Origin of the sequence: Streptomyces sp. CA-288835, from assembly GCF_050936385.1 — a bacterium.
Classification (GTDB): Bacteria; Actinomycetota; Actinomycetes; order Streptomycetales; family Streptomycetaceae; genus Streptomyces.
Window position 1 is genome coordinate 5,507,336 of record NZ_JBNJMW010000001.1, and the last position, 26,614, is coordinate 5,533,949.

Here is a 26,614-nt window from a genome sequence, read left to right on the forward strand (position 1 = left end):
GCACTGGAATCTACGAGCACTGCTGGCTGGACGACCGCCGCCGCCACGGCAGGTCGTCCGACGCGGCCTTCCCCCCGTCCCCCTGAAGCGCCGCCGCAACCCCCGTGAAGATCTCCTCCAACTGCCCCACCTGCTCCTCGGTGAGGTGCTCGAACAGCGCCGTGCGCACCATCTCCACATGCCCCGGCGCCGCCCGCTCCAGCACCGCCATCCCCTCGTCGGTCAGGACCGCGAGGCTCCCGCGCTTGTCCATCTGGCAGTCTTCGCGGCGTACGAGACCGTCCTTCTCCAGGCGGGTCACGGCGTACGTCAGCCGGCTGCGGGTGATCTTCAACGCCTGGGCGAGATCCGTCATCCGCAGCGTGCGCCGCGGAGTCTCGGAGAGGGCGGACAGGATCGTGTAGTACAGGTGCGGCATACCGGCCTCCTGTTGGAGCTGCCGGTCGAGCGCGTCCTCCAGGAGGTAGGAGGCGGCGATGTACGCGCGCCAGGCGCGTTGCTCCTCGGGGGTGAGCCAGCGGGTCGTCATGCCACCATTGTAGGTACTGTTTAAAAATTGAACCACCATTGGCCCAGTACGAGCGGAGAGTACGCCCCATGCCCCACCCTTACGTCCTGTTGTCCGCGGCCGTCTCCCTCGACGGCTACCTGGACGACACCGGCCCCGAACGGCTGCGGCTCTCCGGCCCCGCCGACTTCGACCGGGTCGACGAGGTGCGGGCCCACTCCGACGCGATCCTGGTCGGCGCGGGCACCCTGCGCGCCGACAACCCCCGCCTCCTGGTCAACTCCGCCGAGCGGCGCGCGGCCAGGGTCGCGGAAGGCCGCCCGGAGTACCCGCTGAAGGTCACCGTCAGCGGCGGCGGAGACCTGGACCCGGCCCTCAACTTCTGGTCCACGGGCGGCGAGAAGGTCGTGTACACGACGGACCAGGGCGCCCCGAAAGCCACCGCTGCCCTCCGCGGCCTGGGCGTCGACGTCGTCCCCGTCGGCCCGGAGCTCGACTGGCCGACCGTACTCGAGCACCTTCACGACGTACGAGGCGTACGGCGGCTCATGGTCGAGGGCGGCGGGCGCGTGCACACACAGCTGCTCCAGGAGGGCCTCGCAGACGAGCTGCAACTCGCTCTCGCGCCCCTCCTCGTGGGGCAGCCGGACGCCCCCCGGATGTTCGGACCCGGCGGCTACCCGGGCGGGATCCGCAACCGGATGCGGTTGGTGGAGACGCGGCCCGTAGGCGATGTGGTGCTCATGCGCTACGTGCCCACGGCGCCCGGAGCGGGCGGGCTCGCCTCCGCCGCCGACCGTCACTGGCTGGAGATCGCCTGCGAGCTCGCCGCCCAGTGCCCGCCCTCGCGGACCGCGTTCAGCGTCGGCGCGGTCGTCGTCGCCGCGGACGGTACGGAACTGGCCCGCGGCTACTCCCGCGAGTCCGACCCGGTCTCGCACGCCGAGGAGGCCGCGCTCGCGAAGCTCGACCCGGCCGATCCGCGCCTGCCCACCGCCACCGTCTACAGCAGCCTGGAACCTTGTGCCCGCCGCGCCTCCCGGCCCGCCCCCTGCGCCCGGCTGATCCTCGACGCGGGAGTACGCCGCGTGGTCACCGCCTGGCGCGAGCCGGACACGTTCGTCCGGTCCGCGGACGGCAGCGGTCTGCTGGCCGCCGAGGGCGCCGAGGTCGTCGTACTCCCGGAATACGCGGAACGGGCCGCCGAGCCCAACCGCCATCTGCTCGGTTGAGGGTCGGTGGAAGGCAGGGTGCCGGCTCGGTTAAGAGCGGGGAGCGAAAACCCGTGTGCTGAGCGTCCCGCGGATGGCGTACACTGGTCTTACCGACGCGGGGTGGAGCAGCTCGGTAGCTCGCTGGGCTCATAACCCAGAGGTCGCAGGTTCAAATCCTGTCCCCGCTACTGAACACTCAGGGCCGGAACCTACGGGTTCCGGCCCTGAGTGCTTTCCGGGGTTCCCGCCGGTCCTGTCCCGATGGCAACGCTCACCCACTCGGCCCGCACAGGTCGCCCCCCGACCACCCGCCGGGAACCCTGGACGGAGCGCGGTGACGCGGTGAAGGGCAGGAGACCAGTGGCGGGGCCCGGAGAAGTGGAGACTGGCGGACGGAGCGTCGCGTACCTCCGCACCCTCGTCCAGGCCCTCCCGGTGCTGCTGATCATCGCGGGCGTCTGCTACGACCTCCTCACCCCTCCTCCCTTCACCGCGGTGCCCTTCTTCACGGTCGCCCCGCTCATCGCCGCGCCCCTCTCCACCTTCGCCAACACGCTGCGCACCGGAGTCGTCTCCGTCGCCGCCCTGTCCCTGCTGCACATCAGGGGCGACTTCGACGTGGGCGCCGCCACCGAGGTGGCCACCGCGACCGCGGTTGCCGTGCTGGCGCTCGCCATCAACCGCCTCGTGCGCCGCAGTGACCAACGTCTCGCCTCCGCCCGCGAGATCGCGGAGGCGGCCCAGCGCGCCGTACTGCCCGAACCGGCCGAACGGATCGGCGGGCTCGACATCGCGGCGCGGTACGAGGCGGCGCAGGCGGACGCGTTCATCGGGGGCGACCTGTACGCCGTGCAGGACACCCCGCACGGCGTACGGCTCGTCGTCGGCGACGTACGCGGGAAGGGCATGGGCGCGGTGGCGGCCGTGGCCGTGCTCATCGGGGCCTTCCGGGAGGCCGCCGAGCAGGAGGCGACCCTGGAGGCGGTGGCGCAGCGGCTGGAGCGAGCACTGGTGCGCGAGGCCGCCCGGCGCGGCGGCCTCGAGGCGTTCGAGGGCTTCACCACCGCCGTACTGGCCGAAATCCCGCACGCCGACGCCGTCGTACGCCTCGTCCACCGCGGCCACCCGGGGCCGCTCATGCTCTACGGCGACGGCTCGCTGGACACGCTGAAGGACGAGGACCCCGCACTGCCGCTCGGGATGGGCGAGTTGGGCCCGTGGCCCGACCGGGCGCAGGAGGTCCCGTTCCCCGCCGGAGCCACCCTGCTCTTCTACACGGACGGGGTGACCGAGGCCCGGGACCGGCACGGCGTCTTCTTCGACCCGGCGGACAGGCTCGCGGGCCGGACCTTCCACGGACCCCGGGCGCTGCTGGCCACGCTCGTGGAGGAAGTCGTACGGCATACGGGAGTCGGCGGCGCGACGGACGACATGGCGCTGCTGGCGGTCCGGAGACCGTGAGGGCGACTGGTGAGGCGGACGCATGATGCCGGAGGCGGCGTCGTATCACCTTCCGTAGTCGGACGAACCCACTCCGCATAACAACTGAAACATTGTCAACAGCAGTCACAGCAGTGAATTGGAGCTGAGTCACGATCAACTCGCCCGATTCATCCCAGTGATGACCTGAAAGTCCAGGCCAAGACTGCCAACGAATCTCCAGAACAGCTTGGAATCCAGGGCCTGCCTCTATTAACGTTCGATAACGCAGCGCGGTCGTCCCAGCCGACACAAGAGTCGGCTCCGTGCGCACGCGCCGAATCCCGCAAGGGAACCGGGGAACCACCAACTTGGGGTGAATCGGGCGTTGTTCCGGTGGAGACACCGTGAGCAACGCGCGTAGGAGACCTTCCTGCTCCGAACCCGTCAGCTAACCCGGTAGGCGGAAGGAAGGAAAGGAGTGCGCCTACGTGGCGTCCAACCGGCCTGCCCCCCAGACTTCGTTCGCGCCGAATGAGGAGCCCGACACATTCGGCTACGGCAAACGCCAGGACGAGGAGACCTGGGAGGAGTGGAACCCCTCTGAGGATTCCCTCAAGCCCGTACGCGGCAGGCACCGCGTCGGCAAGCAGCGCGGCGGAGGCCTCGCACGCAGCTCCACGGTTCTGGGCGTCGGCGTCATCGCCGCCGTCAGCGCGGGCGGCATGGCCAGCGCGAACACCGGCAAGCCGCCGGTCTCGATCACGCTTCCCGACCTTCCGCTGATCTCGGGCGACACGGACGAAGAGCCCGGTTCCACGACTCCGCTCACCCACGCCGGTCTGAGCACCGCGGACGCCGAGCAGGGCAACTCCGACGCAGGCGAGGCCCTGCGCGCCCGCATCATCCTCCAGGCCGAGCGCCAGCAGGATCAGGTGGACCAGGAGGCCCGGCAGGCCGCGGCGACCGCCGCCGCGAAGAAGGCCGCCGACCAGGCCGCCAAGGAGCGGGAAGAGGCCAAGGCCAAGGCCGAAGCCGCCAAGGAGAAGGCGGCGGAGGAGGCCCGGCAGAAGGCTGAGGCGGAGCGCCTCGCCGAGCTCGCCAAGAGCTTCGCGCTGCCGACGTCCTCGTACACCATCACCTCGACCTTCGGGCAGTCCGGCGCGCTGTGGTCCTCCGGGACCCACACCGGCCTGGACTTCGCCGCTCCCTCGGGCACGCCGCTCAAGGCCGTCCACAGCGGCACCATCACCGAGGCCGGCTGGAACGGCTCGTACGGCTACCTCACCAAGCTCAAGCTCGACGACGGCACGGAGGTCTGGTACGCCCACCAGTCCTCGATCAGCGTCAGCGTCGGCCAGAAGGTCAGCACGGGCGAGGTCATCGGCCGCGTCGGCGCGACCGGCAATGTCACCGGGGCGCACCTCCACATGGAGGTCAAGACGTCGGGCGGGGATGGGATCGACCCGATGGCTTGGCTGCGGAGCAAGGGGCTCAACCCGTAAGTCCTGCAAGATCTTTGACGCCATTCGCTTTCGGACGAGAAGCGGGTGGCGTCTTGGTTTTCGCCTGGTTCCGGGCTGGGCGGCTTTGGTGAAGCCCAGTGCGGTACCGCGCCCGCTTGAGGGGCCGCAGGCCCCGATAGGGGCGCGGGGCTGCGTCGATTTGCGGCTCCGCCGCGTGGGCGCGACCAGCCCCCACCGGCCCGCAGCCGAATCACTGCACCTCCAGCGGAGCGCCTAGTTCCGGTAGGGGTTGTACGCCGGGTAGGGCGACGCCTGCCCGTACGAGTTCCCGTACGTCGGCCACGGCGGCGGCGCCGGCGGCGGAGCCGTGGCCCGGGCCGCGTACGCCAGCGCGGGGCGAGCCAGCTCACGGCGGGCCCAGAGCTCGTTGAGCAACTCCCGTTCCCGTACGACGAAATCGGTGCCCGCGCGGCCGCGGCGCCCCCGGTGGCGGAGGAACGCGAGAGAGGTCGCGTACGCCTCGTACTCCGCGACCGCCCGCCCCGCCGGGCGGCCGCCGTGATGCGTGGCCCACTCGCGGGCCAGCCTCCGCGCCTTCATCGAGCCCAGCACGAACGGCTCGGGAACCGTCAGCCAGCCCGCCATCGCGTACGCGGGCAGTTCGGTGCGGATCGTGCCGAGTTCGCGCTGCCGGGTCCAGATGGCCAGCCAGGTCAGCAGGCCGAACGCGGGCACCATGAAGGCCGCGTACACCGCGAAGAAGCCGTACGTGCCGAAGGTCGACGAGCCGTTCCAGAGGGCGTGCATGCCCATCGCCAGCAGCAGGCCCGTGAAGGGCAGGAGCACGCGTCGTATGTGCTGGCGGTCCGCGGAGAGCGCCGCGATGCCGAAGCCGATGCCGGTGAGCACGGTGAACAGCGGGTGCGCGAAGGGCGACATGATCACGCGTACGAAGAAGGTGGCGGCGGTGACGGAGGCGATGCCGCCGTCGCCGCTCAGCTGGTCGGTGCCGAAGGCGGTGCCGAGGTAGAGGATGTTCTCGGTGAACGCGAAGCCGGTCGCGGTGACTCCGGCTATCACTACGCCGTCGACGATGCCGGTGAAGTCCCGTCTGCGGAACAGGAAGACGAGTAAGACGGCGGCGGCCTTCGCGCTCTCCTCCACGATGGGCGCTATGACGGTCGCGCCGATCGTGTCGGCGCTGGAGGGGTCCGCGGTGGCCGTGGCTATCCAACGCGTCGCGAAACTGTTCGCCACGATCGCGATCAGCGCCGCCGCGCAGGCCCCCCAGGCGAACGCGAACGTCAGGTTCCGCCAGGGGCCCGGCTCGACCCGGTCCAGCCAGCGGAACGCGGCGATCAGCAGCGGGACGGGCAGCACGGCGAGGCCGAGGCCCACCAAAAAGCCCTCGGTGCCGGTCTGTTCGCGGACCAGGGCCAGGATGACGAGACCGGAGAGGGCGAGCAGGGTGATCAGCGCGCCGTAACGCACCCATCTGCGGCGCCACCAGTGCGTATGCCGCCGGGTGCCTCCGACCGGGGTGCCGGGGGGTGGGGGGTACGGCGGGTACGCCGGATACGGGGGACTGGTGGCCACAACATCGACCCTAACCAGGGAGGGGGTGGGCACGCGACGGTACGTTTGCGCCCCGCTGGGTTCGCTGGGTTCGGGATGGCTTATGGGGTGCTGCGTCGGGCGCCGTTTGGGGTGCGGTGCGGCACGCGGTGGAACAGCAGGTCGTGCACCACATGGCCCTTGTCCAGGCCCTGGCTCTCGAAACGGGTCAGCGGACGGAAGTCCGGGCGGGGCGCGTAGCCGCCGTCCGGCTGGGTGTTCTCGAAGTCCGGGTGCGCGCTGAGGACTTCGAGCATCACCTCGGCGTACGGCTCCCAGTCCGTGGCACAGTGCAACAGCGCACCGGGCTTGAGGCGGGACGCGGCGAGCGTGAGGAAGTCCGGCTGGATGAGGCGACGCTTGTGGTGACGCTTCTTGGGCCAGGGGTCCGGGAAGTAGACGCGCAGTCCGCTGAGGGAGTCGGGCTGGAGCATCTCCCTGAGCAGGATGATCGCGTCACCGTTGGCGACCCGGATGTTGGACAGCCCGTTCCGGTCGGCGAGATTGAGCAGGTTCCCTTGGCCCGGGGTGTGCACATCGACGGCGAGGATGTTCGTGTCCGGATCATCGGCGGCCATCTGCACGGTGGCCTCGCCCATCCCGAACCCGATCTCCAGCACCACGGGCTTGTCGTTCCCGAACAGATCGCTCAGATCGATCGTCCGCCGCCCATCGATATCCAGCCCCCACTTGGGCCACAGCCGCTGCAAGGCGTCCGCCTGCCCATGGGTGACCCGGCTCCGGCGCGGCTGAAAGCTACGGATCCGGCGCTCGAAGTGGGAGCCGGCCGGGTCGGCGCGGGGGCCATCGGGGAAACGGGGTTCGCCTTTGGCACGGGGGCGGGAGCGGCGCGGCTCTTCGGTGTTTTGACGCTCAGACACAGTGGGTTTGATTGTACGAGTGCCTCCGGCGGTGGGGCGGTTGGGTTTGTTGTCGGCTGCGGCGCCGTTGTGGCTGGTCGCGCCCACGCGGGGTGCCTCCGGCGGTTGGGCGGCTGCGGGTTGTGTGTGGTTGCTCGCGCCGTTCCTCGCGCCCCTGGGTTTCTGGTGGGTGCGGGGCCGCGTCGGGGGTGTCCGTCCTCGGACCGGCGCGCGTTGCTGTTGGCTGGTAGAGGGTGCCGGTGTTGGCGCGCCGGCCGCTGCGGGCGCACACCCCCGCCCCGTCCCCTTGCCGCCGTGGGCGGCTGCGGGGCCATGAGGGTGCGGGCAGTCGCAGGCTTTTGCCTTTAGGGGCGCGGGGAACTGCGCGACAAGCCACGACGCACCCGCAGCCGCGACACGACTGTCACCCCCCACCCCGGTAGGCACCCGCCCCCACCCACCCGCCGTAGGCGCCACCCACCCCGCCGGAGGCGGGGGCCTGGGGGCGGAGCCCTCAGTTTCGGGAAGGGGCGGGGCTGGGGAAAGAAAACCCCGCGTTTACGCCCGCCCCAGCGCCACCAGAACCCTCCGCCCAACCTCACGCCCAATCGGCAGCGAAGCGGTAGCCGCAGGCGACGGCGCGTTCAGCACATGAACCGTCCGCGCCCCCTCCCGCAGAAGGAAGTCGTCGACCAACGTGCCGTCCCGAAGAACGGCCTGCGCCCGAACCCCCGCAGAAGCCGGAACCAGGTCATCCGAGGTCACCGCCGGCAACAACCGCCTCACAGCCTCAGCAAACGCCCTCTTCGACACCGACCGCCGAAGCTCACCCCCGCCATACCGCCAGTGCCGCCGAGCAATCCGCCAAGCCCCCGGCCAGGCAAGCGTCGCCCCCAACTCCCGAGCCCGCACAGTCCGCCAGTCATACCCCTCCCGGGCCAACGCAGGCACAGCATTCGGCCCGATATGAACACCGCCGTCGATCCCCCGAGTGAGATGCACCCCGAGGAATGGAAACGCAGGATCCGGCACCGGATACACCAGCCCCTTCACCAGCCAAGGCCGCGCCAGCGAGTAGTACTCCCCCCGGAACGGCACGATCCGCATCCCCGGCTCGTCCCCCGCAAGCCGAGCGATCTCGTCACAGTGCAGCCCCGCACAGTTGACGAGCACACGCGCCCGTACGACGTCCCCATCGCCCGTACGCACGGCCACCCCGAGGTCAGGCCGCCGATCGATGTACGTGACCTCCGCCCCGTACCGAATCTGCGCCCCCGAAGCCTCGGCAAGCTGGCGGGCGACCCCCACGAAGTCGCAGACGCCGGTCGTTGCGACGTGAATGGCGGCGAGCCCCTGCACCTCCGGTTCGTACTCGGCGATCTGGGACGCCCCCAGCTCCCGTACCGGAATCCCGTTCTCCCGCCCCCGCTGCACCAGCGCATGCAGCCGAGGCAACTCGTCCCGCTCCGTGGCGACGATCAGCTTCCCCGTCACGGCATGCGCGATCCCGTACTCCGCACAGAACTTGACCATCTCGGCCGCACCCCGCACGGCAAACCGCGCCTTGAGCGACCCGGGCCGGTAGTAGATCCCGCTGTGGATGACCCCGCTGTTGCGCCCCGTCTGGTGCCGAGCCGGCCCCGGCTCCTTCTCCAGCACCATCACCCGAGTCCCCGGCGCGGCCCGCGTAATCGCATAGGCCGTGGACAGCCCGACGATCCCCCCGCCGACCACGACCACATCACAGTCATAAACGATCACGCGCCGCACTTTCCCACCTCCCACTTAGATAGTGCACTGCGCCACTGACAACGCGCCGAAACCCGCAAGTCGCCGCAAGGCCGCGCGGCCGCTTGAGGGGCCGCAGGCCCCGAAAGGGGCGCGGGGAACTGCGCGACAAGCCACGACGAAGCCCGCAGCCCTCAGAACACGTCAACCAGGCAGACGCGAAGGAACCCGCCCCCAGCGGAGCGCTTACGCCGGAGCTACAAGCAACGGCCGAGCCCTCTCCCGCAACTCAACAACCCGCGGCTCATCCCCATACGGCTCCAGCCGATGCAGAAGATCCTTCACGTACTCCGTCGTGCGGGCCGACGAAATCCGCCCCGCCACTTCCACCGCCCGCACCCCCTGCTCGCACGCCGCGTCCAGGTTCCCGGACTCGAGCTCGGCGACAGCTGAGACGACGAGCCGTAGCCCATGCGACCGCACAAACTCCTCCGTCGGCTTGGACAACGCCTGCTCGGTGAAGCGCCGAACCTGCCGAGGAGCCTTGAGATCGCGATAACACTCCGCGGCATCGGCGGCGAAACGGTCGTACGAGTAGAAGCCGAGCCAGGACGGATCCTGGTCGCCGTCGCGGGCCCGCTCCAGCCAGCCCTCGGCGGCCTTCAGGGCCCCGCCGGCCGCCTGGGCGTCACCGGCGCGCGCGTGTGCGCGTGCCTCGACGAGGCTGAAGAAGCTCATGGTGCGGGCCGTGGCGAGGCCACGGTTGCGTTCCAGGGCGGCCTGGGCGAGGTCGACGCCCTCGTCGCCGAAGCCGCGGTACGTCGCCTGGAGGGACATGGAGGCGAGTACGTAGCCTCCCAGAGGCACATCGGCCGCCGCGCGCGCGAGACGCAGCGCTTGGATGTAGTAGCGCTGGGCGGCCTCCTGCTGGCCGGTGTCGAAGGCCATCCACCCGGCGAGCCGGGTCAGCTCGGCCGAGGCGCCGAACAGCGCCCGGCCCACCTCGTCGGAGTACGAGCCGAGCAGCAGCGGCGCCGCCTCGACTCGTAAGCACTCGGGCACCATGGACGAACGCCAGTCGCCGCCTCCGTACTTGGAGTCCCAGCGCCTGGCGTCCTCGGCGGCCTCACGCAGCTTCTGTACGTCGCTGTGGCCGACTTTCAGCGGTGCTCCGGAGCCATCCACAGGGCTCGCGTCGCGGGCCACCGAACTGTCGGCCGGGGTTATCAGCCACCTGGAGGCGGGAGTCGCGTACGCGCTCACCGCGAACGATCCGGCCAGCGACTGCCAGATGCCTCCGGAGCCGGCTTTGCGCCCGGCGAGGTCGAGACGGTACAGGTCCGTCGCGGCGCGCACGGCCTGTCCTACGTCACGGGGGAAGGCGAGGCCCACTTCCGGGGCGGGATCCGCGTCCGCCAGACCGATCTCGTGGAGCGGTACGGGGCGGCCGAGCTTCTGGCCGATGGCCGCGGCGATGAGATGCGGGGCCGCACCCTGCGGCACCATGCCCTTCGACACCCATCTCGCCACCGAGGTCTTGTCATAGCGAAGAGTCAGTCCGCGCTGTGCGCCAAGATCGTTGACGCGACGGGCGAGGCCTGCGTTGCTGATTCCCGCGAGGGCGAGAACGGCGCCGAGTTTTTCGTTCGGCCCGCGTTGCTCCCTGGACATGCGCCACCCCTCGACACAGACGGCTGCCGCGTTGGCATAACCACGCGGCATTCGTAAACCCAGCGTAGTTCGCCGCATCCCATGCGTTAAGAGGCATAGTTCCGGATGGCGGGATTGTGGTCCGCGGGGAAGTACGCAGCGTTGTGGTGTGCTCCCGGTGTGTGGCTGTGCGCCCGGCCGTGCGCTCTTCTCCGGCCATCGTCGAATCGCTTCCATGGATCCTGCGTGGGTCGGCCCGCTGTACTGGATCCAGCGGGCTGGGGGACACCGCCGTCACATATCCCCGCGGGCGGCGGACCGGTCCGGGAGGCGAACTCCGCCTCCCGGATCGTGCGTTGAGCAAAGCCTGTACGGAGCGTGTGCACGCCCGTGCGCCCGCCGCCGATTTGGCTGATTTTCGCCCCTGCCTTCTGCGCCCGAAAATCCCTTCTACCATGGCACTTGAGGGCGCGTTGGGTGTCCTGGGGGAGCGAACCGGGGGCGCATTCGCGTCGTAATCTCCGTGCTCCGTGCGTGCGTTCGCTCCATTGCGGGCATCTCCCAAGGGGCGCACTCTGGGGTGCATAAGCGGCGGCAGGGACCCACCGGCGCGCTCTCTTCGTGGCAGCATGGTGCCCAGTTCGTACGGTGCACTGGTTGTCCACAGCCTGTGGAGGCGGCGATGCGGTGGTTGGTGGGGTGGAGCAGTACCGCCACTGCGGCTCCTGAAATCGGCTCGGCGGGGGCCACGGGAAGCGACGGCGAGACCGTGCACCCGGTGGGGTCCCAACTCCTGTGGGGCGACCCCGATCCGCTCTGGGCGGTCGGCGACTGGCGCCCCGACGAGGTGCGCGTCGTGAAGGCCGACGCACAGAACCGGATCGCGGTGCTCGGCACCTGCGGCGCCTCCGACGAACAGCTGCGGGTGGGCCTGGTCGCCGCGCGCGGAGGGGCACTTCGCCATCTGACGGCCTGGTCCGGCAGCTACACCGCCATCGTCCAGGTCGGCCGCCGGGTCATGGTGTGCGGCGATCTGGCGGGCGCCCGGCCGGTGTTCTACACCCCCTGGGCGGGCGGCACGGCGTACGCCACGGCCGCGCTCCCCCTCGCCGACCTCATCGAGGCCAACCTCGACTTCGGACACCTCGCGGCCATCCTCGCCGCCCCCGACGTACCCGCCGCCCTGCACGACTCCACGCCCTACCAGGGCGTACAGCGCATTCCGCCGGGGCACGCGCTGATCCTGCGCGCCGGCGCCCGCGAGATAGCCGGTTACGAACCGGTCGCCTCCCTCGCCGTCGCGGCCCCCATCGCCGACCCCGACAGCGCGGTGGACGCCGTACGCGACGCCCTCGTGGAGGCCGTACGCGCCCGTCTCGCCGCTCCCCGCCATGTCCCCGGTACCGATGTGGACCCCGGCCCCGTGCCCGGTATGGGCCCCGCCGAGCGGCGTGCGGCGCGCGGCATGCCCGTACCCGGCATAGGAGCCGACCTCTCCGGAGGCCCTGCTTCGGGAACCCTGGCCCTCCTTGCCGCCGGCCTCCCCGGAATGCCGGGCACCGTCCTGGGGCACGGCACGGGCGCCGGTGAGCGTCTCCTTGCCGTCACCTTCAACGACCTCGCCGTGAAGGGCCGCGAAGCCGAACTGGAGCGCGCCGGAACCCTGGCCGCGAACCCGCGGCTGCACCACGTAGTGGTCACCGGCGGCGAAGAGGTCCTCCCCTACGCCGAGTTGGAGGGCCCGCTGACGGACGAGCCGGGCCCTTCCCTGGTGACTGCCGCCCGCCACCGCGCGCGGCTCGCCGCGGGCAGCGCGGACCACTTCACGGGGTACGGCGCCCGGCAGGTCCTGGACGCACACCCGGCGCGCCTCGCCGACCTCCTGATGGACCGTAAGCGCCGTCATCTCGTCCGCCCGGTCGCCGCGTTGGCGAAGGCCGACGGCTCGGTCCTGGTCCCCGCGCGCGTGTACGGCGCGGCGCGCAAGCTCGCCCGTACGCCCTATCTCGTCGGCATACAGGGCCTCGCCGACCGCCTGCTGCACCGGAACTTCGACGAGCCCGGAGGTGCCGTAGGGGCGTCCCTCGCCGCGCTCACCTGGGGCAGACCGGGCCCCGCCGCGCGCTGGCTCACCGGCGAGGCGCTCGCTGAAGTATCGGTTCGCCTGACGGGCGCGACGAGCCGGGCGAGCGTCGGCCCCGGCCAGCGCCCCGGCGACTTCCGCGCCCGCGCCGCCCTCGCCCGGCACGCCGCCGACCTCCGCATCCTCGAACAGGCCGCCGAGGTCCGCTTCCAGCGCCTGCACGCCCCCTTCCTGGACAACCAGGTCGTACGAGCCTGCCGCGCCCTCCCCGAGGCCCTCCGAGTCCAGCCCGGAGCCCGAGCCGCCATACTCCGTACGGTCCTGGAAGGCGCCGGAGTAGCAGACCTCCCGCCGGGCTGGGGCGCCCCCTCCCACGCCACCTCAGCAGCCGCAGCCCGCACGGGTCTACGCGCCGCCGCCGACACCCTCGTGGACCTCTTCGACACGCCCCTCCTGGCCCAGGCGGGCCTCATAGAGGCCAGGGTGGTCCGCAAGGCCCTCCGAGCGGCAGCAGAGGGCGAACCCCTGCCCCTGGAGGGCCTGGCAGACCTCGTCTCCCTGGAGCTGTGGTTGGGCCGCTTGCTGGACCGCAGGGGCACGTGCTGGACGGGCACGCCTGCGCGGGCGCGGGCGGTGCCTGGGGGGATTGCTCCGGAGCGGGGGGCGTTGGGGGCGGGAGCGACGGCTCGACGGGGGTAGGTGTCTCGCCCCCGCCGCCCTTACCCGTCCCATACCAAGGGGCTCCGCCCCTGGACCCCGCTGGGGCTTCGCCCCAGACCCCCATCGGCCTGAACGGCCTCGTCCTCAAACGCCGGACGGGCTGAAAAATCAGCCCGTCCGGCGTTTGAGGACCGGGGGTCCGGGGGCTGGCCCCCGAACGGGGTCCGGGGGCTGGCCCCCGAACGGGGTCCGGGGCGGAGCCCCGAGCGGGGGCCAGGGGCGCAGCCCCAGCGGGGGTCCAGGGGGCGGAGCCCCTTGGCTACGGGAAGGGGCGGGCTTGGGGAAAAGAAACCCCACACCCGCCCCCGGCCCCAACGCCCTACGCGGGACGCGACCGCAGCCCCTCCAGCAGTATGTCCAGCAACCGAGCCGAAGCCGCAGCCTGCTGCGCCGCATCCGGCAGCGAAGGCGCCGCCGTGGCGATGACCAGCAGTACGTCCGACACGGTCACGTCCGCCCGCAGCTCACCCGCAGCCCGAGCCCGCTCCACAAGCCGCCCCACAACCTCGAGCAACTGCGCAGCCCCGGCGTCGTCGACTTCCGCGACCTCCCCGTCGGAGGCCGACCGCTGCTCCACGAGCCGCAGCTCACCCGAGCCCGAGCCCGAGGCCAAACCCGAGCCCGAGACGGACCCCGAACCGGAGACGGACCCCGACCCGTTGCCGGATCCCGACCCGGAGACAGCCACCGGCTGAGCCCGCTGCTGCGGCACCAGCGCCTCGTCGAGACCCGCACCGTCCTCCACGACGCCCACCCGCAACACCTGCGGAGGCAACAACCGCCCCGCCCCCGACGCCACAGACGTCCGCAGGAAGCGCGAGAGCGCCGACCACGGCTCGTCCTCCTGGCCGAGCGCCGAACGGGCCTGGTCGGTCAGCCGGGAGGTCTCCTCCTCGGCGATCCGCCGGACGAGAACGTCCTTGCTCGGGAAGCGCCGGTACACCGTGCCGACGCCGACCCGTGCGCGCCGCGCCACGTCCTCCATCGGCGCGCCGTATCCCAGCTCGCCGAAGACTTCGCGCGCCGCACGCAGTACGTGCTCCAGATTGCGCTGTGCATCCACGCGCAGCGGTGTCGACCGTGATGCGTCCCCCGCACCACGTCCGTTCCCCATCGCCGCACCGACCGCGCCGCCGGAAGCGATGGCAGACGCAGTTGACCAATGAGTTTCTTGAACATGCATATGTGTTCCCCCGGTAATGACGTCTCCCCCCGGAGACTCTCCCCGCCATTGACAAGCCGGAGCGGAGCGGAACAGGCATCGGTCCCACGACCCGGATACCCGTCGTACCAGTCGTGCGGGCCGGCCGAGTGCTTCCCCCTACACCCCGATGAGAGACGAACAATAGTTGAGCAAGGGTCAATTCAGAAGGGGCAGGTTCCGCACAGTGCGCCCCTCGATCGGAGTACGGGCCGCTTACGTCCCGATTAAGACACGTACCGTCGCCCCATACCCCCCATCTGACCTGCGCATATTCCCCGCACTCCGGCAAATCGGCCAACTCTGCGCGTCTCAGGCGGTCGGTCACACAAATTGCCGGGGCTGTGGACAAAATCAAGAGCGCGTTGCGTCATGGGTGGGTGAAGACTGCGATCAACCGGGGGGCAACCCCCGGACCCCGGAACGGTACGCGCATTCTCATCGTCGGCGGCGGTTACGTCGGGATGTACACGGCTCTGCGTCTCCAGCGGAAGCTGAAACAGGAGCTCAAACGTGGCGACGTAGAAATTGTCGTGGTCACGCCAGACCCGTATATGACCTATCAGCCGTTCCTGCCCGAGGCCGCCGCAGGAAACATCTCCCCCCGCCACGTCGTCGTGCCGCTGCGCCGCGTCCTCGACCAGTGCAAGATCGTCATCGGCGAGGCCCAGTCCATCGACCACGCCAAGCGCACCGCGACCCTCACCACCCTGGCCACCCAGGAGGAGGGCGCGGAGCCGGAGCAGATCTCCTACGACCAGCTCGTCCTCGCGCCCGGCTCCATCTCGCGCGTCCTCCCGGTCCCCGGCCTCGCCGACCACGGCATCGGCTTCAAGACCGTCGAAGAGGCCATCGGCCTGCGCAACCACGTCATCGAGCAGATGGACATCGCCTCCTCCACCCGCGACCCCGCGATCCGCGACGCCGCCCTGACCTTCGTCTTCGTAGGGGGCGGTTTCGCCGGAGTGGAGGCCCTCGGCGAACTCGAGGACATGGCCCGCTACACCGCGCGCTACTACCACAACGTCAAGCCCGAGGACATGAAGTGGATCCTCGTAGAGGCCTCGAACCGCATCCTGCCCGAGGTCGGCGAGGAGATGGGCAAGTACACCGTCACCGAGCTGCGCCGCCGCAATATCGACGTACGCCTGGAGACTCGCCTCGAGTCCTGCGTTGACCGGGTCGCCGTACTGAGTGACGGTGCGCGCTTCCCGACTCGTACGGTCGTCTGGACCGCCGGCGTCAAACCGCACCCCATCCTGGCCGCCACCGACCTGCCGCTGAACGAACGCGGACGCCTCAAGTGCACCGCCGAGCTCACCGTCGAGGGCGTCACGCACGCGTGGGCCGCCGGAGACGCCGCCGCCGTCCCCGACGTCACCTCCAAGGAGCCCGGCACGGAGACCGCCCCCAACGCCCAGCACGCGGTGCGCCAGGCCAGGACCCTCGGCGACAACATCGTCCACTCCCTGCGCGGCGAGCCCCTGGAGACGTACTCCCATGCGTACGTCGGCTCGGTGGCCTCCCTGGGACTGCACAAAGGCGTCGCGCACGTCTACGGGCGCAAGTTGAAGGGCTACTCCGCCTGGTTCATGCACCGCACGTACCACCTGAGCAGGGTGCCGACCTTCAACCGCAAGGCCCGCGTGATGGCCGAGTGGACGCTGGCGGGGCTCTTCAAGAGGGAGATCGTCTCCCTCGGTTCGCTCGAACATCCCCGTGCGGAGTTCGAACTCGCGGCCGGTGGAAAGCCTCCAGAGGACCCGAAGGGGTCGTCCTGACCGGACTCAGGAACTCCACCTCAGGGACCGGCGTCTGACGGATGTCGGTCCGGTCGGACACACTGGTCCACGACCATGGGCGGGCCGACCGCTCGCCCTTCAATCCCACGAGGCCTGTCCCACAGTGAACTTCACGCGCTTGAGCGCCCTGCTCCCCGGAACGCAGCGCCGCGCCGAGGCGCGGACCGGCAGCTCGTCGAACGCGCTCTCCCCGGAGGGCGGCTCCGTGCCCGCGGCCCGCGCCGAGCGGCAACACGGCAAGGAAGCCGCCGAAGACGCCGACACCGACGACCCCAAAAACCAACCGGTCCCCGCCGTCGACGAACTGCCGGTCCGCGAGGTCCTCGACCGCATCCCGGCCCTCGTCGCCCTCGTACACGGCCGGGAACACCGCCTCGCGTACGTCAACGACGCCTACGTAGCGGCCTTCGGCGCACGTCCCGTCGGCGAGCCCGCGCGCGAGGCGCTGCCCGAGCTGGAGGAGATCGGCCTCCTGTCCCTCCTCGACCAGGTCCTGCGCAGCTCCAAGCCGCGTACGGTCCTGTCCCGCAAGGTCCCCAGCGGCCGCTCGTACACCTTCACGTGCACCCCCGTGCCCATCGACGGATCCACCCCTGAGGGGGGCGGCGTACTGATCTTCGCCGCCGACGTCACCGACCAGGCCGTAGCCGCCGACCGCCTCCGCCTCAGCGAGCGCGAGCTGCGCGAGACCGCCGTCACCCTCCAACGCTCCCTGCTGCCCCAGGACCTGGAAGAACCCGACGACCTGCGCGTCGCCGCCGTCTACCACCCCGGCGGCACGGAGGCCGCGGTCGGCGGCGACTGGTACGACGTCATCACCCTCGGCGGCGGCCGTACGGCCCTGGTCATCGGCGACGTCATGGGCCGCGGCGTCCGCGCGGCAGCCGTCATGGGCCAACTCCGCACCGCCGTCCGCGCGTACGCCCGCCTCGACCTGCCCCCGCACGAGGTCCTCCAGCTCCTCGACGGCCTCGCCACAGAGATCGACGCCAACCAGATCGCCACCTGCGCGTACGCCGTCCACGACCCCAACGAGGGCCGCCTCGTGTACGCCTCCGCCGGCCACCTCCCGATCCTCGTACGCGACGACAGCGGCACCGTCCTGCGCGCCGAGGAACCCATCGGCCCGCCCCTCGGCACGGGCGGCTGGATGCACTCCTCCGGCTCCATCCCGCTCGGCCCCGGCTCCACCGCCGTGCTCTACACGGACGGCCTCGTCGAGCGCCGCGACAAGGATCTCGACGAGGGCATCGCCGCCCTGGAAGAAGCCCTCGCAGGCGCCACCGGCACACCCCAGGTGATCTGCGACCGCCTCGTCCGCTCGGCCGGCATGACGGCCGACCACGACGACGACGTGGCGGTCCTGGTACTCCAGCACCCGTCCCGTACGGGCTCCGACGGCGAACTCTTCCGAAACGCCGCCCTGGAGCTGCTCGGCGGCGTGGAAGCGGCCCCGCGCGCGCGTGCCTTCGCCTCCGGCGTCCTGACGAGCTGGCGCTTCCCCACGGACCTGCACGACCTCGGCGTCCTCGCCGCCAGCGAACTCGTCGCCAATTCCCTCCAGCACGGCACCCCGCCCATGCGCCTGCGCCTGCGCCGCACGGACCGCCGCCTGATCGTCGAAGTGACCGACGGCGACGACCACCTCCCACGCCGCCGCCGCGCCGAACCCGCCGACGAGGCCGGCCGCGGCATCGCGATCATCGCCACCATCGCCTCCAACTGGGGCTCCCGCCGCACACCCGGCGGCGGCAAGTCGGTGTGGTGCGAATTCGCACTTCCGCGTGTCACATAGATCCGAGGCCGCGCGCCATCTGGCCGATCGCCCCACACAGTGCTAGTAGCTCCTCCATGGCAGAGGAAACGGAAACGGGCTTCCAGCTCTCAGGCAGTGCTCCCGAGCGTTACGAGCGGTACGTCGCGCCGATCATGGCGCCATTCGTCGAGGCGGTCGTGGACGCCGTCGACCTGTTCCCCGGAGCCACCGTGCTCGACCTCGCGTGCGGCACCGGCTTCGCGGCACGGGTGGCCGCCGCCCGGGTCGGTCCCGCGGGCCGGGTCTTCGGCGCCGACCCGAACGACGCCATGCTCAAGGTGGCCGAAGCACACCACCCCCGCATGTACCCGGACATCGAGTTCACCGTGGCCCCCGCCGACCAACTCCCGTACGCCGACGACACCTTCGACGCGGTCGTCTGCCAACAAGGCGCCCAGTTCTTCCCCGACCTGAACGCGGCCCTCACGGAAACGGCCCGCGTAACCCGCCCAGGCGGCCACTTCGCCGCCACCACATGGGCCTCCCTCGACAAGTCCCCCTACTTCGCCGCCCAGCACCGAGCCATCGCAGAACACGGCGGCCCAGAAGCCGCCGCAGGCTTCGCCGCCGCCTTCTCCTCCGCGGAACGCGTCACGGCCGCACTGCGCCAGGCGGGCTTCCAGGACGTGGTCGCCCGCGAGGTCACCTTCGGCATCGCCCTGCCCCCACTACCCGACTACGCCGCCAACCACCTCTCCGCGCTCCCCTGGGGCCAGACCATCGCCGAAACCGGCGGTCAGGAAGCCCTCACCAACGCCGGCCGCATGGTCCACACCCTCCTCAAGGACCACACGGCCCCCGACGGCACAGCGACGCTCTCCTTCACCTCGACCCTGATCACAGCCACCCGCTGACACATGCCAGAGGCGGCCGCCACCACAAGGTGACGGCCGCCTCCGCATGCCTTCAGACCTTCGCCGCTACGGACTCCGAGGGCTCCGCACCCCGCGCAACCACCCGACTCCTCGCCATCGACGGCTGATTCTGTACGGGCGTCAGCTGCCGCCCCAGCCGCACGGCCAGGAACGTGATGCCCAGCGAGAACAGCAGGAACGTCACGACGTACGGCCCGTGCAGCGCCGCCCCCATAGGCCCACCCACAGCCGGACCGACCGCCAACGCAAGCTGCTTCACCAGGGCGAACGCCGAGTTGTACTGCCCCGCCATCCCCGCCGGCGCCAGATCAGCGACCAACGGCGCCACAGTCGGCGACAACATCGCCTCCCCAAGCCCGAAGAGCGCGTACGTCGAGACGAACGCGGCCGTCGCCATCGCCTGACTCCCGTTTCCGAGCCCCGCATACCCGGCCACGCCCCACGCGACGGCCCAGATCAGCCCCACAGCCGCGATCACCCGCGACCGCCGACGCCGCTCCACGAACCTCAACACCACGAACTGCGCGACCACGATCACCGCCGTGTTCGCCGCAAGAGCCGTACCCAGCGCGGAAGTCGAGATCCCCGCCGCCTCAACCCCGTACGCACTCAGCCCCGACTCGAACTGCCCATAACAGGCGAAGAACAGCACAAACCCCAGCACACACAACTGCACCATGGCCCGATTACCAAGAAGCTCCGTCCAGCTCCCCTTGGCCCGCGGCGCCTCACTTCCGATCCGCGGCGCACGCGGCATCCGTACGGTCCCCATCACCACGACCAGCAGCAGAAACATCGCCGCCTCGATCGAGAACAGCAACGTGAAGGAACCCGGCCGCGTGGCATCAACGAGATGCCCCCCGATGAGCCCACCGACCCCAAGCCCAAGATTCTGCAGAAAGAACTGCATGGCGAAGGCCCGCGACCGCGTCCCGGTCGTCGAAAAGTCCACGATCATCGTCGCCAGCGCCGGCTGCATCACGGCCTGCCCCGCCCCGAGCACCCCCGCAGCCACCAACACAGCCGTCGCACTGCTGGCAAGCCCCAAACCCAGCGCACCCAACGCGGCGGTGACCAGGGCAACGAGCAACACCGGCAGCGCACCACGCCGCACAATGGCCCGCCCGGCAAACGGCAGCACAACCAGCGCGGCCACCGCGAACACGGCGAGCACAAGCCCCGCCGTCACAGCACCGAGCTCCCGCACCTGCGCCACATAGACGTACAGATACGGAACGGTAAAGCCGAGCCCGAACGCGCCAAGTGCGTTGCCGACATGGATCCGACGCATTGCCGCGCCCCTCGCCCTGGTCACTGTCACCTGCTTCAGTAGAGTCAGAGAACTTAGAAGTGAAGACTTCAAAGCTAAACTTAGACTCTGAACTCTACACACTGAAGGACTTAGACGCCAAGCGAGCGCATGCCATACTTCGGCCCATGGGCGACACCCCCGGCGCCGGCGAGCCGACACTCGAAGAGCAGATCGCCGCGTACCAGCGCGAGTTCCAGGACCTCGACCCCCAGGTAGAGAAGATCGTCTCGGCCCTCGGCCGCCTCAATCGCCGTATGAACGTCGCCTACGGCCGCCAGACCGCCACCCTCGGCATCAGCAACGCCGAGTGGGAGGTCCTCAAGGCCCTCGTCCTCTCCGGCGCCCCCTACCGCATGGGCCCGAGCGACCTCGCCAAGCGCCTAGGCCTGACTCCGGCCGCGATGACCCACCGGATCGACCGCATGGTGGCCGAGGGCCTGGTCACCCGAGAACGCGACGAGTCCAACCGCGTTCGCGTCATCGTCGAGCTCACCACCGAAGGCCGCGAGAAGTGGCTGGCAGCCATGCGCCAGGCCAGCGTCTTCGAGGAGGACCTGCTCCAGGACCTCTCCCAGGAGGAACGAGGCGTACTCGGCGACGTCCTGACCCGCCTCCTCCGCCGCGTGGAACACGCCCAGCCGGACGCCGGCGGCCGGCTCACCGACCTGGACTGACGGCACCCCGAGGTTTGCCGAGCCGTCGCCAAGGGGAAGCTTGACAACCCCCTCGTGGATCCGTAAGGTTCTTCGAGTTGCCACGGGGCCGTAACGGTTCTGCGACAGCACCTCCCGCCGCAGAAGCGGCACACCAAACCACTAGTGCGATCTCCCTACGGGGTCAATTTCGGCATGCCCGAATTGAATTCCCATGGGGACCGGCAGCCCCGATTAGGAACTGCCGACAGCATCCGCTAAAGTTTGGAACGTCGGAACGGCCCAACAGCCGCGAGGACAAAGCCAGTTGACTGGAGTCAGGCCCGAAAGGATCTGATACAGTCAACGTCGCCGGAAGGCCGAAAGGCCGGAAAGCGAGACCCCCCGACTGGGAATCGGACGCGAAAACGTCTGCTAAAGTCGGAAACGCAAGACCGAAGGGAAGCCCGGAGGAAAGCCCGCGAGGGTGAGTACAAAGGAAGCGTCCGTTCCTTGAGAACTCAACAGCGTGCCAAAAATCAACGCCAGATATGTTGATACCCCGTCTCCGGCCATTCGGTCGGGAACGAGGTTCCTTTGAAGAAAACACAGCGAGGACGCTGTGAACGGCCGGGCTTATTCCGCCTGGCTGTTCCGCTCTCGTGGTGTCATCCCGATTACGGGAATACATTCACGGAGAGTTTGATCCTGGCTCAGGACGAACGCTGGCGGCGTGCTTAACACATGCAAGTCGAACGATGAACCACTTCGGTGGGGATTAGTGGCGAACGGGTGAGTAACACGTGGGCAATCTGCCCTTCACTCTGGGACAAGCCCTGGAAACGGGGTCTAATACCGGATAACACTTCCACTCTCCTGAGTGGAGGTTAAAAGCTCCGGCGGTGAAGGATGAGCCCGCGGCCTATCAGCTTGTTGGTGAGGTAATGGCTCACCAAGGCGACGACGGGTAGCCGGCCTGAGAGGGCGACCGGCCACACTGGGACTGAGACACGGCCCAGACTCCTACGGGAGGCAGCAGTGGGGAATATTGCACAATGGGCGCAAGCCTGATGCAGCGACGCCGCGTGGGGGATGACGGCCTTCGGGTTGTAAACCCCTTTCAGCAGGGAAGAAGCGAAAGTGACGGTACCTGCAGAAGAAGCGCCGGCTAACTACGTGCCAGCAGCCGCGGTAATACGTAGGGCGCAAGCGTTGTCCGGAATTATTGGGCGTAAAGAGCTCGTAGGCGGCTTGTCGCGTCGGTTGTGAAAGCCCGGGGCTTAACCCCGGGTCTGCAGTCGATACGGGCAGGCTAGAGTTCGGTAGGGGAGATCGGAATTCCTGGTGTAGCGGTGAAATGCGCAGATATCAGGAGGAACACCGGTGGCGAAGGCGGATCTCTGGGCCGATACTGACGCTGAGGAGCGAAAGCGTGGGGAGCGAACAGGATTAGATACCCTGGTAGTCCACGCCGTAAACGGTGGGCACTAGGTGTGGGCAACATTCCACGTTGTCCGTGCCGCAGCTAACGCATTAAGTGCCCCGCCTGGGGAGTACGGCCGCAAGGCTAAAACTCAAAGGAATTGACGGGGGCCCGCACAAGCAGCGGAGCATGTGGCTTAATTCGACGCAACGCGAAGAACCTTACCAAGGCTTGACATACGCCGGAAAGCATCAGAGATGGTGCCCCCCTTGTGGTCGGTGTACAGGTGGTGCATGGCTGTCGTCAGCTCGTGTCGTGAGATGTTGGGTTAAGTCCCGCAACGAGCGCAACCCTTGTCCCGTGTTGCCAGCAACCTCTTCGGAGGGTTGGGGACTCACGGGAGACCGCCGGGGTCAACTCGGAGGAAGGTGGGGACGACGTCAAGTCATCATGCCCCTTATGTCTTGGGCTGCACACGTGCTACAATGGCCGGTACAATGAGCTGCGATACCGCAAGGTGGAGCGAATCTCAAAAAGCCGGTCTCAGTTCGGATTGGGGTCTGCAACTCGACCCCATGAAGTCGGAGTTGCTAGTAATCGCAGATCAGCACTGCTGCGGTGAATACGTTCCCGGGCCTTGTACACACCGCCCGTCACGTCACGAAAGTCGGTAACACCCGAAGCCCGTGGCCCAACCAGCTTGTCTGGAGGGAGCGGTCGAAGGTGGGACTGGCGATTGGGACGAAGTCGTAACAAGGTAGCCGTACCGGAAGGTGCGGCTGGATCACCTCCTTTCTAAGGAGCATCTAGGCGCCCACTCCACTGGAGTCGGCGTCCAGGGCCACAACGCAGGCGAATGTTCTGCGGTGGTTGCTCATGGGTGGAACGTTGATTATTCGGCACACTCGACCAGCTTCTCTTCCTAGTACTGCCTTCGGGCGTGGATCGGAACGGGCAGTGGCGAGGGTGTCGGGCACGCTGTTGGGTGTCTGAAGGCACGGGCGGAAGCCCGGTTGTCTTCGGTTGCCGGCCCCGGTGCAGCATCACGGTTGTGGTGTGTGACGGGTGGTTGGTCGTTGTTTGAGAACTGCACAGTGGACGCGAGCATCTGTGGCCAAGTTTTTAAGGGCGCACGGTGGATGCCTTGGTACCAGGAACCGATGAAGGACGTGGGAGGCCGCGATAGTCCCCGGGGAGTCGTCAACCAGACTTTGATCCGGGGGTTTCCGAATGGGGAAACCCGGCAGTCGTCATGGGCTGTCACCCACTGCTGAACACATAGGCGGTGTGGAGGGAACGCGGGGAAGTGAAACATCTCAGTACCCGCAGGAAGAGAAAACAACCGTGATTCCGGGAGTAGTGGCGAGCGAAACCGGATGAGGCTAAACCGTATACGTGTGAGACCCGGCAGGGGTTGCGTGTACGGGGTTGTGGGATCTCTCTTCTGTCGTCTGCCGGCGGCAGGACGAGTCAGAAATCGTTGATGTAGGCGAAGGACATGCGAAAGGTCCGGCGTAGAGGGTAAGACCCCCGTAGTCGAAACGTCAGCGACTCGTTTGAGAGACACCCAAGTAGCACGGGGCCCGAGAAATCCCGTGTGAATCTGGCGGGACCACCCGCTAAGCCTAAATATTCCCTGGTGACCGATAGCGGATAGTACCGTGAGGGAATGGTGAAAAGTACCCCGGGAGGGGAGTGAAATAGTACCTGAAACCGTGTGCCTACAAGCCGTGGGAGCGTCGGAATGAAGACTTGTCTTCATTCTCGTGACTGCGTGCCTTTTGAAGAATGAGCCTGCGAGTTTGCGGTGTGTTGCGAGGTTAACCCGTGTGGGGGAGCCGTAGCGAAAGCGAGTCCGAACAGGGCGACATAGTAGCGCGCTCAAGACCCGAAGCGGAGTGATCTAGCCATGGGCAGGCTGAAGCGCGGGTAAGACCGTGTGGAGGGCCGAACCCACCAGGGTTGAAAACCTGGGGGATGACCTGTGGTTAGGGGTGAAAGGCCAATCAAACTCCGTGATAGCTGGTTCTCCCCGAAATGCATTTAGGTGCAGCGTCGTGTGTTTCTTGCCGGAGGTAGAGCACTGGATAGGCGATGGGCCCTACCGGGTTACTGACCTTAGCCAAACTCCGAATGCCGGTAAGTGAGAGCGCGGCAGTGAGACTGTGGGGGATAAGCTCCATGGTCGAGAGGGAAACAGCCCAGAGCATCGACTAAGGCCCCTAAGCGTACGCTAAGTGGGAAAGGATGTGGAGTCGCAGAGACAACCAGGAGGTTGGCTTAGAAGCAGCCACCCTTGAAAGAGTGCGTAATAGCTCACTGGTCAAGTGATTCCGCGCCGACAATGTAGCGGGGCTCAAGCGTACCGCCGAAGTCGTGTCATTGCAGCATGAGGGCCAACGCCCGCTGTGATGGGTAGGGGAGCGTCGTGTGCCGGGTGAAGCAGCCGCGGAAGCGAGTTGTGGACGGTTCACGAGTGAGAATGCAGGCATGAGTAGCGATTCACACGTGGGAAACGTGTGCGCCGATTGACTAAGGGTTCCTGGGTCAAGCTGATCTGCCCAGGGTAAGTCGGGACCTAAGGCGAGGCCGACAGGCGTAGTCGATGGAGAACCGGTTGATATTCCGGTACCCGCTGTGAAGCGTCAAACATCGAATCCAGTGATGCTAAGCCCGTGAAGCCGCCCTGATCTCTTCGGAGTTGAGGGGAGTGGTGGAGCCGGTGACCCGATCTGGTAGTAGGTGAGTGATGGGGTGACGCAGGAAGGTAGTCCAGCCCGGGCGGTGGTTGTCCCGGGGTAAGGGTGTAGCCCGTGCGATAGGCAAATCCGTCGCACTTGTGGGTGAGACCTGATGCCGAGCCGATTGTGGTGAAGTGGATGATCCTATGCTGTCGAGAAAAGCCTCTAGCGAGTTTTATGGCGGCCCGTACCCTAAACCGACTCAGGTGGTCAGGTAGAGAATACCGAGGCGTTCGGGTGAACTATGGTTAAGGAACTCGGCAAAATGCCCCCGTAACTTCGGGAGAAGGGGGGCCATTCTTGGTGATCCGTTTTGCACGGTGAGCTGGGGGTGGCCGCAGAGACCAGCGAGAAGCGACTGTTTACTAAAAACACAGGTCCGTGCGAAGCCGTAAGGCGAGGTATACGGACTGACGCCTGCCCGGTGCTGGAACGTTAAGGGGACCGGTTAGTGCGCTTTCGGGCGTGCGAAGCTGAGAACTTAAGCGCCAGTAAACGGCGGTGGTAACTATAACCATCCTAAGGTAGCGAAATTCCTTGTCGGGTAAGTTCCGACCTGCACGAATGGCGTAACGACTTCTCGACTGTCTCAACCATAGGCCCGGTGAAATTGCACTACGAGTAAAGATGCTCGTTTCGCGCAGCAGGACGGAAAGACCCCGGGACCTTTACTACAGTTTGATATTGGTGTTCGGTTCGGCTTGTGTAGGATAGCTGGGAGACTGTGAACTTGCCACGCCAGTGGTGGGGGAGTCGTCGTTGAAATACCAGTCTGGTCGTGCTGGATGTCTAACCCGGGTCCGTGATCCGGATCGGGGACAGTGTCTGATGGGTAGTTTAACTGGGGCGGTTGCCTCCTAAAGAGTAACGGAGGCGCCCAAAGGTTCCCTCAGCCTGGTTGGCAATCAGGTGGTGAGTGTAAGTGCACAAGGGAGCTTGACTGTGAGACCGACGGGTCGAGCAGGGACGAAAGTCGGGACTAGTGATCCGGCGGTGGCTTGTGGAAGCGCCGTCGCTCAACGGATAAAAGGTACCCCGGGGATAACAGGCTGATCTTCCCCAAGAGTCCATATCGACGGGATGGTTTGGCACCTCGATGTCGGCTCGTCGCATCCTGGGGCTGGAGTCGGTCCCAAGGGTTGGGCTGTTCGCCCATTAAAGCGGTACGCGAGCTGGGTTTAGAACGTCGTGAGACAGTTCGGTCCCTATCCGCTGTGCGCGTAGGAGTCTTGAGAAGGGCTGTCCCTAGTACGAGAGGACCGGGACGGACGAACCTCTGGTGTGCCAGTTGTTCTGCCAAGGGCATGGCTGGTTGGCTACGTTCGGGAGGGATAACCGCTGAAAGCATCTAAGCGGGAAGCCTGCTTCGAGATGAGGACTCCCACCCCCTATGAGGGGTTAAGGCTCCCAGGAGACTACTGGGTTGATAGGCCAGATCTGGAAGCCCGGTAACGGGTGGAGGTGACTGGTACTAATAGGCCGAGGGCTTGTCCTCAGCTGCTCGCGTCCACTGTGTTGGTTCTGAAACCACGAACAACCCCTGTCCTGGG

15 protein-coding genes, 1 tRNA gene, 2 rRNA genes and 1 riboswitch are annotated in these 26,614 nt (G+C 67.9%); of the genes, 11 read left to right on the forward strand and 7 right to left on the reverse strand.

The annotated features are described in order from the left end of the window. Window positions 1-10: 10 nt before the first annotated feature. A complete protein-coding gene (locus tag ACQEVY_RS24925) occupies window positions 11-529 on the reverse strand; it encodes a MarR family winged helix-turn-helix transcriptional regulator (RefSeq protein ID WP_432951682.1) in 519 nt (172 codons plus the stop codon). A 68-nt stretch (window positions 530-597) separates the two neighbouring features. Between ACQEVY_RS24925 and ACQEVY_RS24930 the strand changes: the two genes are divergently transcribed. The 4 genes from ACQEVY_RS24930 to ACQEVY_RS24945 all read left to right on the forward strand — a co-directional run bounded on the left by ACQEVY_RS24930 (window position 598) and on the right by ACQEVY_RS24945 (window position 4,646). Further along, window positions 598-1,740, forward strand: coding sequence for a dihydrofolate reductase family protein (locus ACQEVY_RS24930; protein WP_432951683.1), 1,143 nt, complete (start codon window positions 598-600; stop codon window positions 1,738-1,740). 96 nt (window positions 1,741-1,836) lie between these two features. After that, a tRNA-Met gene (locus ACQEVY_RS24935) sits at window positions 1,837-1,910 on the forward strand. A 73-nt stretch (window positions 1,911-1,983) separates the two neighbouring features. Next, window positions 1,984-3,183 carry a PP2C family protein-serine/threonine phosphatase gene (locus ACQEVY_RS24940; RefSeq protein WP_432951684.1) on the forward strand — a complete coding sequence of 400 codons (1,200 nt, stop codon included), beginning with the start codon at window positions 1,984-1,986 and terminating at the stop codon, window positions 3,181-3,183. A gap of 283 nt (window positions 3,184-3,466) precedes the next feature. Then, window positions 3,467-3,622, forward strand: a riboswitch (cyclic di-AMP (ydaO/yuaA leader). Window positions 3,623-3,632: 10 nt separating this feature from the next. Further along, window positions 3,633-4,646 (forward strand): M23 family metallopeptidase, encoded by a 1,014-nt coding sequence (locus ACQEVY_RS24945; protein WP_432951685.1) that lies wholly within the window; start codon window positions 3,633-3,635, stop codon window positions 4,644-4,646. Window positions 4,647-4,880: 234 nt separating this feature from the next. Here the strand turns inward: ACQEVY_RS24945 and ACQEVY_RS24950 are convergent, their stop codons facing one another. The 4 genes from ACQEVY_RS24950 to ACQEVY_RS24965 form a co-directional block, all read right to left on the reverse strand. Next, complete coding sequence (locus ACQEVY_RS24950; protein WP_432951686.1) at window positions 4,881-6,203, reverse strand: PrsW family intramembrane metalloprotease; 1,323 nt, start codon at window positions 6,201-6,203, stop codon at window positions 4,881-4,883. A gap of 80 nt (window positions 6,204-6,283) precedes the next feature. Continuing rightward, window positions 6,284-7,102: a tRNA (guanosine(46)-N7)-methyltransferase TrmB gene (gene trmB, locus ACQEVY_RS24955; protein WP_432951687.1), complete on the reverse strand. Its 819-nt coding sequence runs from the start codon at window positions 7,100-7,102 to the stop codon at window positions 6,284-6,286. A gap of 537 nt (window positions 7,103-7,639) precedes the next feature. Further along, window positions 7,640-8,851, reverse strand: coding sequence for an L-2-hydroxyglutarate oxidase (gene lhgO, locus ACQEVY_RS24960; protein WP_432951688.1), 1,212 nt, complete (start codon window positions 8,849-8,851; stop codon window positions 7,640-7,642). 204 nt (window positions 8,852-9,055) lie between these two features. Continuing rightward, window positions 9,056-10,480, reverse strand: coding sequence for an MFS transporter (locus ACQEVY_RS24965; RefSeq protein WP_432951689.1), 1,425 nt, complete (start codon window positions 10,478-10,480; stop codon window positions 9,056-9,058). A gap of 661 nt (window positions 10,481-11,141) precedes the next feature. Between ACQEVY_RS24965 and ACQEVY_RS24970 the strand changes: the two genes are divergently transcribed. Beyond that, window positions 11,142-13,241 carry an asparagine synthase-related protein gene (locus ACQEVY_RS24970; protein ID WP_432951690.1) on the forward strand — a complete coding sequence of 700 codons (2,100 nt, stop codon included), beginning with the start codon at window positions 11,142-11,144 and terminating at the stop codon, window positions 13,239-13,241. A 340-nt stretch (window positions 13,242-13,581) separates the two neighbouring features. On the opposite strand, the gene ACQEVY_RS24975 is transcribed toward ACQEVY_RS24970, so the two are convergent. After that, window positions 13,582-14,445 carry a TetR/AcrR family transcriptional regulator gene (locus tag ACQEVY_RS24975; protein ID WP_432951691.1) on the reverse strand — a complete coding sequence of 288 codons (864 nt, stop codon included), beginning with the start codon at window positions 14,443-14,445 and terminating at the stop codon, window positions 13,582-13,584. Window positions 14,446-14,843: 398 nt separating this feature from the next. On the opposite strand from ACQEVY_RS24975, the gene ACQEVY_RS24980 reads away from it, so the two are divergent. From ACQEVY_RS24980 to ACQEVY_RS24990, 3 genes are all read left to right on the forward strand, one after another. Continuing rightward, on the forward strand, window positions 14,844-16,244 hold the full coding sequence (locus ACQEVY_RS24980) for an NAD(P)/FAD-dependent oxidoreductase (RefSeq protein ID WP_432951692.1): 1,401 nt from the start codon (window positions 14,844-14,846) through the stop codon (window positions 16,242-16,244). A gap of 124 nt (window positions 16,245-16,368) precedes the next feature. Then, window positions 16,369-18,060: an ATP-binding SpoIIE family protein phosphatase gene (locus ACQEVY_RS24985; protein WP_432951693.1), complete on the forward strand. Its 1,692-nt coding sequence runs from the start codon at window positions 16,369-16,371 to the stop codon at window positions 18,058-18,060. Window positions 18,061-18,116: 56 nt separating this feature from the next. After that, complete coding sequence (locus ACQEVY_RS24990; protein ID WP_432951694.1) at window positions 18,117-18,935, forward strand: class I SAM-dependent methyltransferase; 819 nt, start codon at window positions 18,117-18,119, stop codon at window positions 18,933-18,935. 52 nt (window positions 18,936-18,987) lie between these two features. Here ACQEVY_RS24990 and ACQEVY_RS24995 read toward each other — a convergent pair whose 3' ends face one another. Then, window positions 18,988-20,247, reverse strand: coding sequence for an MFS transporter (locus ACQEVY_RS24995; RefSeq protein WP_432955383.1), 1,260 nt, complete (start codon window positions 20,245-20,247; stop codon window positions 18,988-18,990). Window positions 20,248-20,393: 146 nt separating this feature from the next. Here ACQEVY_RS24995 and ACQEVY_RS25000 point away from each other — a divergent pair, with 146 nt between their 5' ends. The 3 genes from ACQEVY_RS25000 to ACQEVY_RS25010 all read left to right on the forward strand — a co-directional run bounded on the left by ACQEVY_RS25000 (window position 20,394) and on the right by ACQEVY_RS25010 (window position 26,559). Beyond that, on the forward strand, window positions 20,394-20,942 hold the full coding sequence (locus tag ACQEVY_RS25000; protein WP_432951695.1) for a MarR family winged helix-turn-helix transcriptional regulator: 549 nt from the start codon (window positions 20,394-20,396) through the stop codon (window positions 20,940-20,942). Window positions 20,943-21,590: 648 nt separating this feature from the next. After that, window positions 21,591-23,118 (forward strand): 16S ribosomal RNA (locus ACQEVY_RS25005). A gap of 317 nt (window positions 23,119-23,435) precedes the next feature. Then, window positions 23,436-26,559, forward strand: a 23S ribosomal RNA gene (locus ACQEVY_RS25010). The 16S and 23S rRNA genes sit together here, the layout of an rRNA operon. Window positions 26,560-26,614: the final 55 nt, after the last annotated feature.